The sequence below is a fragment of the Pseudoxanthomonas mexicana genome (assembly GCF_046736355.1).
Classification (GTDB): domain Bacteria; phylum Pseudomonadota; class Gammaproteobacteria; order Xanthomonadales; family Xanthomonadaceae; genus Pseudoxanthomonas_A; species Pseudoxanthomonas_A mexicana_B.
The window spans coordinates 3,325,806-3,337,948 of sequence record NZ_CP157201.1 but is presented as its reverse complement, the minus strand read 5'-3'; the positions used below and the strand labels follow the sequence as shown (position 1 = coordinate 3,337,948).

The 12,143-nt window shown below is 69.7% G+C and carries 11 protein-coding genes; 10 read left to right on the top strand and 1 reads right to left on the bottom strand.

Translation table 11 applies throughout. The features are described from left to right. The first annotated feature begins 208 nt into the window (after window positions 1–208). The 3 genes from AAG688_RS15405 (at window position 209) to AAG688_RS15395 (ending at window position 6,526) form a co-directional block, all read left to right on the top strand. Complete coding sequence (locus tag AAG688_RS15405) at window positions 209–2,566, top strand: winged helix-turn-helix domain-containing protein (RefSeq protein WP_411833066.1); 2,358 nt, start codon at window positions 209–211, stop codon at window positions 2,564–2,566. A gap of 134 nt (window positions 2,567–2,700) precedes the next feature. Then, the gene (locus AAG688_RS15400) at window positions 2,701–3,615 is read left to right on the top strand and encodes a helix-turn-helix domain-containing protein (protein ID WP_411833065.1); all 915 of its coding nucleotides are present in this window, start codon (window positions 2,701–2,703) and stop codon (window positions 3,613–3,615) included. Window positions 3,616–3,667: 52 nt separating this feature from the next. Then, on the top strand, window positions 3,668–6,526 hold the full coding sequence (locus AAG688_RS15395; RefSeq protein WP_411833064.1) for a TonB-dependent receptor plug domain-containing protein: 2,859 nt from the start codon (window positions 3,668–3,670) through the stop codon (window positions 6,524–6,526). A 340-nt stretch (window positions 6,527–6,866) separates the two neighbouring features. Here the strand turns inward: AAG688_RS15395 and ppa are convergent, their stop codons facing one another. Further along, window positions 6,867–7,400, bottom strand: coding sequence for an inorganic diphosphatase (gene ppa, locus AAG688_RS15390; RefSeq protein ID WP_411833063.1), 534 nt, complete (start codon window positions 7,398–7,400; stop codon window positions 6,867–6,869). Between the two features lie 151 nt (window positions 7,401–7,551). Here ppa and AAG688_RS15385 point away from each other — a divergent pair, with 151 nt between their 5' ends. The 7 genes from AAG688_RS15385 (at window position 7,552) to AAG688_RS15355 (ending at window position 12,062) form a co-directional block, all read left to right on the top strand. Next, window positions 7,552–8,052 (top strand): hypothetical protein, encoded by a 501-nt coding sequence (locus AAG688_RS15385; protein WP_411833062.1) that lies wholly within the window; start codon window positions 7,552–7,554, stop codon window positions 8,050–8,052. 54 nt (window positions 8,053–8,106) lie between these two features. Beyond that, window positions 8,107–8,544, top strand: a complete 438-nt coding sequence (locus AAG688_RS15380) for a DUF4920 domain-containing protein (RefSeq protein WP_411833061.1) — start codon at window positions 8,107–8,109, stop codon at window positions 8,542–8,544. Between the two features lie 84 nt (window positions 8,545–8,628). Then, window positions 8,629–9,030 carry a hypothetical protein gene (locus AAG688_RS15375; protein WP_411833060.1) on the top strand — a complete coding sequence of 134 codons (402 nt, stop codon included), beginning with the start codon at window positions 8,629–8,631 and terminating at the stop codon, window positions 9,028–9,030. Between the two features lie 196 nt (window positions 9,031–9,226). After that, entirely contained in the window at window positions 9,227–9,607 is a 381-nt protein-coding gene (locus AAG688_RS15370; RefSeq protein ID WP_411833059.1) for an EF-hand domain-containing protein, read from the top strand. A gap of 125 nt (window positions 9,608–9,732) precedes the next feature. Continuing rightward, complete coding sequence (locus tag AAG688_RS15365; protein ID WP_411833058.1) at window positions 9,733–10,458, top strand: HAD family hydrolase; 726 nt, start codon at window positions 9,733–9,735, stop codon at window positions 10,456–10,458. A 65-nt stretch (window positions 10,459–10,523) separates the two neighbouring features. Next, a complete protein-coding gene (locus tag AAG688_RS15360) occupies window positions 10,524–11,003 on the top strand; it encodes a hypothetical protein (RefSeq protein ID WP_411833057.1) in 480 nt (159 codons plus the stop codon). A gap of 123 nt (window positions 11,004–11,126) precedes the next feature. After that, window positions 11,127–12,062 (top strand): nucleoside hydrolase, encoded by a 936-nt coding sequence (locus AAG688_RS15355; protein WP_411833056.1) that lies wholly within the window; start codon window positions 11,127–11,129, stop codon window positions 12,060–12,062. Window positions 12,063–12,143: the final 81 nt, after the last annotated feature.

Sequence of the window (12,143 nt, the reverse complement as noted above, 5' to 3'; positions counted from 1 at the left end):
ACGGTTGTAATAGGACGTCGGCGGAGAGAGAGGGTTTGCCTGAGTGGCCTTGCGTTCATGGCAGGGCACAGGACAGAGGGTAGAATCGCCGCCTTCACGGCGCTTTCCCGTTTCCGCTGCCTGGATTTGCCGATGTTGCGCTCTCGATGCGCGGCATCGGCCAAAAGGCACATGACGAAACTGAACCGCGCGTGCAACTTACGCGCCAATGCCCACGAACGTTTCCCGTCCCCATCCTGCGCTGCCCGCCGATCGCCTGCGGGTGGGCGCGTGCATCATCGACGTGCCGCTGCGCGAAGTCGGCGCGCCGGGGCGCCGCGCGCAGCGCATCACGCCCAAGTCGATGGGCGTATTGCTGGCGCTGGTGCAGCAGCCCGGCAAGGTGGTCGGCCGCGATGCGCTGCTGGCCCAGGTCTGGCCCGACACGATGCCGACCGACGACGTGGTGACCCAGGCCGTCACCCAGTTGCGCAAGGCCTTCGGCGAGCAGCGCGGGCAGTCGCGCTACATCGAGACGATCGCCAAGAACGGCTACCGTCTGCTGGCCGAGGTCGAATGGCTGCCTTCTCCTTCCACCGACGACGAAGCGGCCGCGGACACGGTGCAGGCGCCTCCGCCCGGATTGCCGGAAGCGCCTGCGACGGCGCCGGCTTCGCCCGCGGTGCCGGCCGCCGCGCCGGTGGCCGAGCCGCATGTCCACGCGGCGCCGCGCCCGCCGGGCATGCGGCGGTACGGCCTGATCCTGCTGGTCTGCGCGCTGGTGCTGTTCGCCATCGCGCTGCCGGTGCTGGGCTGGCTGGCGCGTGAAGACGCCGCCCCCGGCGGCGCCGGCGCGCAGGCCGGCGAAGCCATTCCCGCCGACGTGCCGCCGGCCACGCCGCCGCGTCCCTACGAACTGCTGACCTCCACCCCCGGTTTCGAAATCAATCCGACGCTGTCGCCGGATGCTTCGCAGGTCGCCTACCTGGTGACCATGCGCGAGGGCGATGCGGCCGGCGCGCGCATCATGGTGCAGACCACCGACCAGAGTCCGCCACGGGCGTTGACCGAACCGCCCGCCGGCGCCTGGGACACCGACCCGGCCTGGTCGCCGAGCGGGCGCGAGATCGCCTTCGTGCGCAGGCGCCCGGAACAGAGTTGCCAGGTGATGCTGGCCTCGCTCAACGGCAGCGAGCGCGAACTGGCCCCCTGCGATCCGGCCCACCGGCCGGGTTTCGGCTGGTCGCCGGACGGCCTGTCGCTTGCTTTCAGCAATCCCGCGCCAGGCGCCGGCCCGCCGGGCCTGCATGTCTTCGAACTGTCCAGCGGACGCTGGCGCCACATCGACTACGGCGCGCGGCCGCAGGAGGCGGTGCAGTCGCCGCGCTTCTCGCCGGACGGCCGCTGGATCGGCTTCATCCGCAACGCGCCGCTGGGGGATCTGTGGCGGGTGCCGGTCGCCGGCGGCACGCCGGAACGGCTGACCGCGCAGCGCGCCGAGCTGCGTGGCTGGGACTGGACCCCCGACGGCAAGGCGATCGTGTTCGGCCGCCGCATCGACAGCCACACGCGTCTCTATCGACTCGACGTGGCCAGCCGGCAGATGCAGGACCTGGGGCTGGAGGACGCGCAGTGGCCCAGCATCGCCGCGCGCGCGCCGGCGCTGGCGTTCGTGCAGCGCAAGCCGCATTTCGGCCTCTACCGCTGGTGGCGCGACGGGCACGGCCAGCCGCGCAGCGAGCGGCTGTTCGCCTCGTCCGGGCGCGACACCCTGCCTGCGGTTTCGCCGGACGGTACGCAACTGCTGTTCACCTCGGATCGCTCGGGGCGCTTCGGCCTGTGGTGGGCGCAGCTGCGGCGGCCGGAGACCCTGCGCCTGATCGAGGGCCTGCATCCGGAATCGCGCTTTGCGCCGGTCTGGTCGCCGGACGGCAGCCGCGCGCTGGTCGTCGGCAGCGATGCCGAAGGGCGTCCGGGCGTCTTCGAGATCCAGCCCGAACCGGGCCTGGTGACGCGGCTGCCGCTGCCGTTGCCGGCCAGCGAGGTACTGACCGCCGCCTACCTGCCCGATGCGGATCGGCTGCTGGTGCTGGTCGGCGATGGCAGCGAACGCCAGCGCCTGCTGTTGCTGGGGCGGCACGCGGCGGGCTGGACGTCGCTGGCGACGCTGCCGGACGTCTCGTCGGTGCAACTGGATGCGGCCGGCCACCGGCTGCTGCTGACCCGCCTGGGCGAGGATGGCCTGTGGGCGTCGGACCTGGACCTGGATGCGGGCAGCCTGCGCAGGGTCGAGCAAGCGTACCCGGTGCAGCTGCGCCACCGAACCTGGGCGGTCAACGAGGCCGGGCGCATCTATTACCTGCAGCAGCAGGGCGACTGCGCCAGCACCCTGCGCATCCTCGGCAGCGGCCAGTCCGAGGCGCCGCAATGCCTGGACGCCGAGCGACTGTCCTCGATGAACGGCTTCAGCGCGCACAACGGCAGCCTCTACCTCTCCACCACCCTCGAGGACGGCGCCGACATCGCCTTCATGCCCTTGCCGGACCCCGCCGCCAAATCCAAGGACTGGAGCAAGTACCTGTTCTGACTCGATAAATTCCTTTCGTGATTCTTTCGGAAGCGGCATCGGCGAGATTTCGGCGAAGCCTCCCGGAAATTTCCTGCCTTCCTTGCACCGTTTCGGCACAACGCAGCCTCCGATACGGCAAAGCGAAGTGAACGATGGAGCAAAGACGTTGGGGTGATCGCGGCCAGCTGCTGAAGCTGGAATCCGTTGAATCCGGCGAGACGAACGGCTGCGCCGGCGTGGCGCGGCTGGGCAGCGCGCAGGTCGGCGCGGAGCTGTTCTCGCTGTGGGTGCAGCTGCGCGGCACCGCCTGGGCCGAGGCGCGCGAGGGACGGTTCCGGCTGCGCGCCGGGCAGTGGATCGCCTTCGAGAAGGATTCCCGCCCGCTGATCCAGGCCGATCGCCACGGGCTGTGCATCGGCCTGACCCTGGATGCCGAGGCGCTGCGGCGGCTGGGCGGCTTCGCCGACTGCGCCCTGTACGCCGGCCGCGGCCGCATGGGCCGGCACGATGCGCTGATCACCCTGCGCCTGTGGCGCGAGGCCTGCCGCCGCATCGGCGAAGGCGGCACGGCCGACGTGACCGCGCTGCGGCCGCTGCTGCTGCACCTGGCCGGCCTGCAGCAGGAACTGTCGCAGCGCATCGCGCGCTGCCCGGGGCGCTCGCGCAGCCGCAAGCGCCAGGTGTTCGGCCGCCTGCAGCGCGCGCGCCTGTACCTGGAGGGCAACTGCGACCGCGTCGTGCGCATCAGCGAGCTGGCCGAGCTGACCAGCTTCTCCAGCTGGTACTTCTCGCGCACGTTCTACAGCCTGTACGACGAGAGCCCGCAGGCCGCCGCCGCGCGCCTGCGCATCGAGCACGCGGCCGAACTGCTGCGCAGCACGACGATGATGATCGGCGAGGTGGCGGCGGCCTCGGGGTTCGACAACTGCTGCAGCTTCGCCCGCGCGTTCCGCGCGCGCTACGGCGTTTCCGCCAGCGCCTACCGCAGCGGCCTGTCACAGGCGAGGACAGACTCGGCAAAGTCATCGGGCGCAGCGCGCAAAGCGACGGCGCGGGGCGGCACGTAAGTTTGCAAGGTGTTTTAACACGCACCTAACGTCCCTTGAGGAGAGATTGATAATGAACCATCGCAGTTTGCGTGGCGCGTGGCGCGTCGGCCTGTTGCCGGCCGGCATCGCCATCGCCTTGACGCCGGCGTTCGCCGTGGCGCAGGACGCCACCCCGGCGCAGAGCACCACCACGCTGGACAGGCTTGAAGTCACCGGTTCGCGCATCCGCGGCGCCGACATGGAGACCCAGCAGCCGATCGTGACGATCGATCGCCAGGACATCGAGCGCCAGGGCTTCACCTCGGTCGCCGACGTGCTGCAGAACCTCACCTCCGCCGGCTCCCCGGCGATCGCCCGTTCCGAGGCGCTGGCCTCGGGCGAGAACGTGGGCGGCTACTACGTCGACATCCGCAACCTGGGCGCCACCCGCACGCTGGTGCTGGTCAACGGCAAGCGCCTGGGTGCCACCACCGGCGGCTACCAGGACCTCAGCCAGATCCCGATGTCGGCCATCGACCGCATCGAGGTGCTGAAGGACGGCGCTTCGGCCATCTACGGCTCCGACGCGATCGCCGGCGTGGTCAACGTCATCACCCGCAAGCGCTATGAAGGCGCCGAGGCCGCGGCCTACGTCGGCCAGTCCAGCGAAGGCGACGGCGACGTCAAGCAGTATTCCTTCACGATGGGTTCGGCCGGCGATCGCGGCGGCGTGACGCTGTCGGTCGAGTACTCGAAGGAAGACCCGGTCTCGGCCAAGGACCGCTGGTTCTCGAAGGACGGCAACGCCGGTCCGGACTACCCGGGTTCGGGCTGGAGCCCGGTCAGCCAGCGCGGTTCGTTCTGCGATCCGTGCACGCCGGCCGCCTCGGCCGTGTGGTGGACGCTGAACGCCGGCGGCAACCCGGCCAACCGCGCCGACTACCACCCGATGACGGCCGCCGAGTACGCCAACTCGAACGAGCAGATGTTCCTGTCCACGGGCATCGAGCGCCGTTCGGTGTTCGCCAACGCCAACTACGACATCGCCGACAACGTCAGCTTCAACGCCGACGTCCTCTACAACCACCGCTCCACGCACCAGCAGATCGCCGGCTATCCGTACCAGTCGGCCGCGTTCGGCACCCCGCTGGACGCCGACAGCGCGTTCAACCCGATGCCGGGCAACGACACCGCCTTCCGTCGCCGCCTGTGGGAAGTGCCGCGCACCACCCACAGCGAGCTGGAAACCTACCGCTTCGCCGGCGGCTTCAACGGCTTCTTCGAGCTCGGCGACAAGGTCTGGGATTGGGACGTCGGCGCGCTGCTGAACCGCAACCAGTCGACCAAGCGTGGCCACGGCGACATGAGCCTGATCGCCTCGCGCCAGGCGCTGGGCCCGTCCTTCATCAACGCCGACGGCGTCGCCCAGTGCGGCACCGCCGCCGATCCGATCGCCCTGAGCGCCTGCCGCCCGTGGAACCCGCTGCTGCCGTTCGGCGTGGCCGGGCAGGGTTCGCTGGCCGATCCGGAACTGCAGAAGTTCCTATTCCCGTGGTTTACCGACACCGGCCTGACCCGCACCACCAGCTACACCGCCAACCTGTCCGGCTCGCTGCTGGAACTGCAGGCCGGCGATCTGGGCATCGCCGTCGGCGTCGAGCACCGCAAGGAGCAGGGCCGCTTCGTTCCGGACGCGTTCGCGCAGTCGGGCGAGAGCACCGGCCTGGGCGCGACCACGACCGAAGGCTCGTACTCGCTTGACGAGATCTACATGGAGCTGAGCATCCCGGTGCTGGCCGATGTGCCGTTCGCCAGGGAGCTGACCTTCAACGTGGCCGGCCGCTACTCCGACTACTCGAACTTCGGCGACACCACCAACGGCAAGTTCGGCTTCACCTGGCGCCCGGTCGACGAGCTGCTGGTCCGCGGCACCTACGCCGAGGGCTTCCGCGCGCCGACCATCGACAACCTGTACGGCGGCATCGGCACCAGCTTCGAGTCGTACACCGACCCGTGCGGCACCGGCGCGGTCAACAGCGTCAACGGCAACGCGGCCTGCAACGGCGCGGGCGTGCCGGTGGGCTACGTGCAGCTGGGCCAGGGCCTGGTGCCGTGCACGACCTATCCGTGCCAGACGCCGGACCAGTTCATCAGCGGCTCCAACCCGGAACTGCTGCCGGAGACCTCCAAGGGCAAGACCGTCGGCCTGGTGTGGTCGCCGCGCTGGGTGGAAGGCCTGGACATCTCGATGGACTGGTACCGCTACGAGCTGAAGAACATGATCATCTCGGACAGCGTCGACCGCATCCTGCGCGACTGCTACGTGCTGGGCAACGCCGCTCGCTGCGAAGGCATCGTGCGCGCCGACGACGGCCACATCAGCAGCCTGTTCTACGGCCTGGCTAACCTGGGCGCGATGGAGACCGAGGGCTTCGACCTGGGCGTCAAGTACCGCCTGCCGGAGCTGTCGTTCGGCCAGTTCGCCATTGACTGGCAGTCGACCTACACCAGCGTCTACGACGAGGAAGGCGAGAACTCGGCCGGCGAGAAGATCATGATCGGCACGGTCGGCAACCCGGGCATCTTCCGCCTGCGCTCGAACCTGGGCGTGGACTGGCAGCTGGGCGAGTTCGCGGTCAACTGGACCTCGCGCTACTACTCGGGCATGAAGGAAAGCTGCGTCACCGCCCGTCCGTGCACCGAGCCGGATCACTACGCCAACGGTGAGCCGGACGCGATCCGCCGCACCGGTTCCAACACCTTCCACGATGTGCAGGTCAGCTACCAGGCGCCGTGGAACGCCACCATCGCCGTCGGCGCCAACAACGTGTTCGATCACAAGGGTCCGCTCATGTTCTCGAACTCGTCGTACCGCCACAGCGACTACCCGTACTACGGCGGCTTCGACTACGACCGCTTCCTGTACGTCAAGTACACCCAGCGCTTCTGATCCACGCGCTGTCGTTGCAAACGCTACGGCCCCGAAAGGGGCCGTAGTTTTTTTGGGGTACGCGAACTGGAGCGCATCGCGGAAGGGATGCGCGGATTCCAGTCCCTTCCCCCGCTTGCGGGAGAAGGTGCCCGAAGGGCGGATGGGGGCAGCCGTTTGCGACCTGGCGTGGATGGCGCACGCGCTTTCCCGTTGCGGCGCACCGCAGGTGGCAAGCCCTTTGCCTCAAGTGGAACAAGGAACGCGTGCAGCCCAGGCATCCACTCCCTTCAGGAATCCGGACACCCATGAAAAAAGCCGCCCGAAGGCGGCTTTCTTCATCTTGCGCTGGCAGCAGCGCTCAGCCCTGCCGCTTGTAGCGCTCGATCGCGTCCAGCAGCACCGCCTTGGCGTCGGCGGCGCTGCCCCAGCCGTCCAGCTTGACCCACTTGCCCTTCTCCAGATCCTTGTAGTGCTCGAAGAAGTGGCCGATGCGCTCCAGCCAGTGCGGGCTGACCTGCCCGATGTCGTTGATGTGGGTGTAGCCGGAGAAGATCTTGTCCGCCGGCACCGCCAGCAGCTTCTCGTCGCTGCCGGCCTCGTCGCTCATGCGCAGCACGCCGACCGGGCGGCAGCGGATCACCGAACCGGGGATCAGCGGCAGCGGCAGCACCACCAGCACGTCGGCCGGATCGCCGTCGCCGCACTGGGTGTGCGGCACGTAGCCGTAGTTGCACGGGTAGCGCATGGGCGTGGAGAGGATGCGGTCGACGAAGATCGCGCCGCTTTCCTTGTCCACCTCGTATTTCACCGGCTCCGAATCCTTGGGGATCTCGATGATGACGTTGATTTCTTCCGGCGGGTTGGTGCCGGTGGAAACATGGTCCAGGCCCATGAATGCTCCAAGTGCGATAGCTGCGAAGGGGAGCGCGGATTCTACGCGCTTGCGTGTTGCGACGCAGCACCGACGATCGGCGCAGTCCTTCACCTGCCGCAGGCGGCCACGCCGCTATGGTCCGGGCAGGCTTGCAGCAGGAGAAGCGTCCATGAAACGGCGAGTACTGAGCGCCCCCGACATCCAGGTCGCCGAGCAGGCGCTGGCCGCCGCCATCGGCGCCGGCATCGCCGCCGACGACACCGCGCTGGTGGCGCATTCGGACATCGAGATGGCGCTGATCCCCGATTCGCAGAAGGAATCCACGCCGACCGACTTCATCCCCGCCGCCCTGCGCGGCGCGGCCGGCGGCGGCGCGGTCGGCCTGCTCGGCGGCCTGGTCGCCGTGGCCATCCCGACGATGGGCGTGACCTTGGCCAGCGCCGGCCTGATCGCCCTGGTCGGGGCGGCGGTCGGCACCTGGTCCGGGGCGCTGGCCGGCTCGACCGTGCCCAGCTCGGTGCGCCGCGACTACGAGCAGGAAATCGAGGCCGGGCGCGTGCTGGTGGTGCTGGAGAGCGGTGACGAGGCGGTGCTGGAGGACGCCAGTCGCGCCGCCGCCGCCGCCGGCGCGCGCGAACTGCCCGACCAGGAACGCACGCTCACCGCCTGAGGCGCCGGCGTGGGCGTTATGCTTGCGGATTCCCGATACCCTGGAGATTCCGCCATGCGCCGATCCTGGTTGCTGTCCCTGCTGCTGCTTGCCTCGTCCCCCGTGCTCGCCGCCGGGCCGGAGAAGTACGGCGCCGAGGTGCCCGCCGGTTCCGCCACGCCATTGGCGCAGGCGCTGGCCGCGCCGCAGGAGGGACTGACCGGCGTCTTCAGCGGCCGCATCACCGACGTCTGCCAGAAGCAGGGCTGCTGGGTGATGCTGGAGGACGAGGGCCGCACCGCACGCGTGCTGCTGGGCGACCACGAATTCTTCGTCCCCAAGGACGTGCGCGGCCCGGCGCGCGTGCACGGCGTGTTGCGGCGCGTGGCGCTGTCGGCGCAGGTGCGCGAGCACATGGCGGGCGAGTCCACCCGCGCCGGCGAGGTGCCGGAACACGAGTACCGCATCATCGCCACCGGCGTGCAGGTCGAGGCGGACGACCCGGGCGCCTGATCGCCGCTGATCGATCTCCTGTCCGGCCGGCGGCCTCCAGCCGCCGGCATCGCCGTACGATTCCCCCGCCGGAGCGCGTCCCCCATGAACCTGCCGCTGCACCTGGGCCTGCTCGGCGCGCTGGAAGCCGGCCTGATCGCCCTGCTCGCCGGCGTGATCATCTATGCGCTCTGGAGCCGGGTGTGCCGCCGCGCCGGCCTGTCGATCGGCCATGCCATCGGCTGGTCGTGCCTGATTGCGGTCGTCATCGGCGCCGGCGTCGACGCCTGGAACCTGTTCTACCTCGGCATGATGAAGCTGGAGTCGCCGCTGTACGCCAGGCTGGCATTGCAGGGCATCCATGATCCGCAGTCGCTGGGCGCGCGCGTGCTGCTGGAAATGGTCGGCGCACTGGCCGGCGTGGTCATCGGTTGGCGATGGTTCAGCCAGAAACCGCAGCGCGAAAACTTGCGCCAGCACGAAGAAAAAACGAATGCTGAATCCTGAAATAACGCAGGCCTTACGCATCGCGTCCGCCCGTGACGCGGCGTTGACGGCGGGCTAGCAGAGATTTTCCGCGCGCAGGTTAAGCGCGCGTGCAGTGCCGGGTTCGCGCGCATGTTTTTGTTCAGACGTCGATTTGCATCGTGGCTCCGTGCGTCGAGCCACAGTCACGCACTCCCATCACGACGGAGCAAAGACGATGAACAATGACAACCGCAAACCGCTGATCGGCATCTTCGCCCTGGCCGCCGCGCTGGCCGTGCCGGCCGCCTTCGCGCAGAGCGCACAGGACGCGCAGGATCCGCAGCCGCAACGCACGCAGCAGACCGATCCCACCGAGCAGGCGACCGGTTCCACCGAGCAGGAAGCCATGCGCGCCGACACCGCCAGCAGCCAGCGCCAGCAGGGCTGGGCCGATCTGGACAGCAACGGCGACGGCACCATCAGCCGCGAGGAAGCGGCCGCCAACGCCGGCCTGTCCGAGATCTTCAGCCAGGCCGACGCCGATGCCGACGGCAGCCTGACCCAGGACGAGTACAAGTCCTTCGTCGAGAAGAACTACGGCGAGCCGAAGAAGTAATGCCGCGGCATTGAAGGCATCACCCGGGGGCGGCCGCAAGGCCGCCCTCTTTCGTGGGCACGATGAAAGGGAGCGACGGCCTGGCTGATATCCTTCGCTTCCCCCGGCAACGCAAGGCAGGACGGATGACGACGCGCATCCAGTGGGTCGGCTTCGACGGCGACGACACGCTGTGGAAGAGCGAGGACTACTACCGCGCCGCCGAGAGCGCCTTCGAGGAAGTCGTCGGCCGGTACATCGACCTGACCGACGCGCGCACGCAGCGGCACCTGCTGGAAGTGGAGCGGCGCAACCTGCGCATCTTCGGCTACGGCGCCAAGGGCATGACCCTGTCGATGCTCGAATCGGCGATCGAACTGACCGATGAGCGCATCGGTGCGCGCGACCTGCACCGCATCCTGGAGATCGGCCGGGCGACCCTGCAGCATCCGGTCGAGCTGATCGACGGCATCCGCGCGGCGGTCGAGCAGGTCGCCGCGCGCTACGAGATCGTCCTCATCACCAAGGGCGACCTGTTCCACCAGGAGGCCAAGATCGCCCAGTGCGGGCTGGCCGACGTGTTCCACCGCATCGAGGTCGTCTCCGAGAAGGACCCGGCCACCTACGCGCGCGTGCTGCGCGAGCTGGAGGCGCCGGCCGAACGGTTCGTGATGGTTGGCAATTCGCTGCGCTCGGACATCGAGCCGGTGCTGGCGCTGGGCGGGTGGGGCGTGCACATCCCGTACCACCTGACCTGGGCGCACGAGGCCGAACACGGCGTGGCCGACGATGCGCACCGCCTGCGCACGCTGTCGTCGGCGGCCGGATTGCCGGCCGTCCTGGAAGGCATCGAGGCGGCGCTGTGCGACTGAAGGCCCGTGCCCGCGGCCCGGCACGCCTGCGGCACAATGCGGCGATGCCGTCGCGCCCTTCCCGCATGAATCCATGCCTGCTGGTTCTGGCGCTGGCCGCGTCGCCGGCGCTGGCGCTGGCGCTGGCGCAGCAACCGCCATCCGCGCCGCCCCTGGCCGAGGACGACGTGGTGGCGTACGTGCCGAGCAGCGGCGATGCCTGGATCGATCGCCGCCTGTTCGACATCAACCGCTATGCGGCGCGCTATCCGGAGGCCTTCGCCGACGAGATGGCGCGCTACCGCGCGGTGCCGCGCGCCTACGTCGAGGCGATGATGAAGCAGCCGGACTGGACCTCGGCGGACATCTATTTCGCCTGCGCGCTGGCCCAGGTGGCGGGCCAGCCCTGCCGCGCCGTCGTGCGCGAGTGGTCGCGCGACCATGCCGAGGGCTGGTCCGGGGTCGCGGCGCGCATCGGCGTGCGGCCGGGCTCCGAGCAGTACCGGCGCCTGCGCGAAGGGCTGGCGCAGACCTATGCGCGCTGGGCGCGGCCCGCGCCGGAGTAGCGCGGGTTGCCTGGCGCTTGGAGCGCCCTCGTGGGCATGCGCAGAGAAAAAGCCGGCCCGCGATCTTCCGCGCCCGCGCCGGCGATGCCAGACTCGCGGGCCGAGCGAAGGAACCTGGCAAGCATGAGCGAACGCATTCCGCTGTTGATCGATACCGACCCGGGCGTGGACGACGCGCTGGCGCTGCTGATGGCGTTCAACGACGAGGCCCACGAAGTGGTGGGCCTGACCATCGCCGCCGGCAACGTCGGGCTGGGCCACACGGTGCGCAACGCGCTGAAGCTGTGCGAGGTGTCCGGGGTCGACGTGCCGGTGTTCGCTGGCGCGCCGGCGCCGTTGCTGCATCCGGCGCCGGATGCCGGCTACGTGCATGGGCAGGACGGCTTCGGCGACGTCGGCTACCCGCCGCCCGCCCGCCAGGCCGAGGCCGAGCACGCCGCGCTGGCCATCCTGCGCCTGTCGCACGCGCACGCCGGGCGGCTGCTGCTGGTCGCGCTGGGGCCGCTGACCAACATCGCACTGGCGCTCAAGCTGGACCCGACCCTGCCGCAACGCGTGGCCCGCCTGGTGGTGATGGGCGGCGCGGTGACTGGCCACGGCAACATCACCCCGGCGGCCGAATTCAACTTCTATTTCGACCCGGAAGCCGCGCACCTGGTCTTCGAGGCGTTCGAGCGCATCGAACTGGCCGACTGGGAGGCCACCATCGCCCACGGCCTGCACCACGACCGCGTCGCCGCCTGGCTGGCCGCCGACAGCCCGCGTGCGCGCTTCTACGCCGGCATCTCCGAGAAGACCCGGCTGTGGTCGCACGACCGCCGCGGCGACCACTGGTACGCCGCCGACGCGCTGGCGATGGCGCTGGCGCTGGCCCCGGACGGGGCGCTGGAACAGGCCGGGCGCCCACTGGAGGTCGAACTGGCGGGCCGCCACGCCCGCGGCGCCAGCGTGGTCGACTGGCGTCGGGAAGGGGGCCGGGCCGACAATGCGCTCATCCTGCTGCGCTACGACCAGGCCCGGTTCGAAGGGCTGGTCCAGGCCGCGCTGGCGGCCGGCTGACCTCACCGGGCCCGGCTTGCGCCGGACGGGCAGGGCGGTCTACAATGCCGCTCTTCCCTTCCCGCAACACGGTGTGCCCGC

Coding starts and splice junctions, on each gene's coding strand:
- AAG688_RS15370 (WP_411833059.1), top strand. CDS start 9,227: ATGAACAATGACAACCGCAAACCGCTGATCGGCATCTTCGCCCTGGCC.
- AAG688_RS15395 (WP_411833064.1), top strand. CDS start 3,668: ATGAACCATCGCAGTTTGCGTGGCGCGTGGCGCGTCGGCCTGTTGCCG.
- AAG688_RS15375 (WP_411833060.1), top strand. CDS start 8,629: ATGAACCTGCCGCTGCACCTGGGCCTGCTCGGCGCGCTGGAAGCCGGC.
- AAG688_RS15360 (WP_411833057.1), top strand. CDS start 10,524: ATGAATCCATGCCTGCTGGTTCTGGCGCTGGCCGCGTCGCCGGCGCTG.
- AAG688_RS15385 (WP_411833062.1), top strand. CDS start 7,552: ATGAAACGGCGAGTACTGAGCGCCCCCGACATCCAGGTCGCCGAGCAG.
- ppa (WP_411833063.1), bottom strand. CDS start 7,400: ATGGGCCTGGACCATGTTTCCACCGGCACCAACCCGCCGGAAGAAATC.
- AAG688_RS15405 (WP_411833066.1), top strand. CDS start 209: ATGCCCACGAACGTTTCCCGTCCCCATCCTGCGCTGCCCGCCGATCGC.
- AAG688_RS15380 (WP_411833061.1), top strand. CDS start 8,107: ATGCGCCGATCCTGGTTGCTGTCCCTGCTGCTGCTTGCCTCGTCCCCC.
- AAG688_RS15365 (WP_411833058.1), top strand. CDS start 9,733: ATGACGACGCGCATCCAGTGGGTCGGCTTCGACGGCGACGACACGCTG.
- AAG688_RS15355 (WP_411833056.1), top strand. CDS start 11,127: ATGAGCGAACGCATTCCGCTGTTGATCGATACCGACCCGGGCGTGGAC.
- AAG688_RS15400 (WP_411833065.1), top strand. CDS start 2,701: ATGGAGCAAAGACGTTGGGGTGATCGCGGCCAGCTGCTGAAGCTGGAA.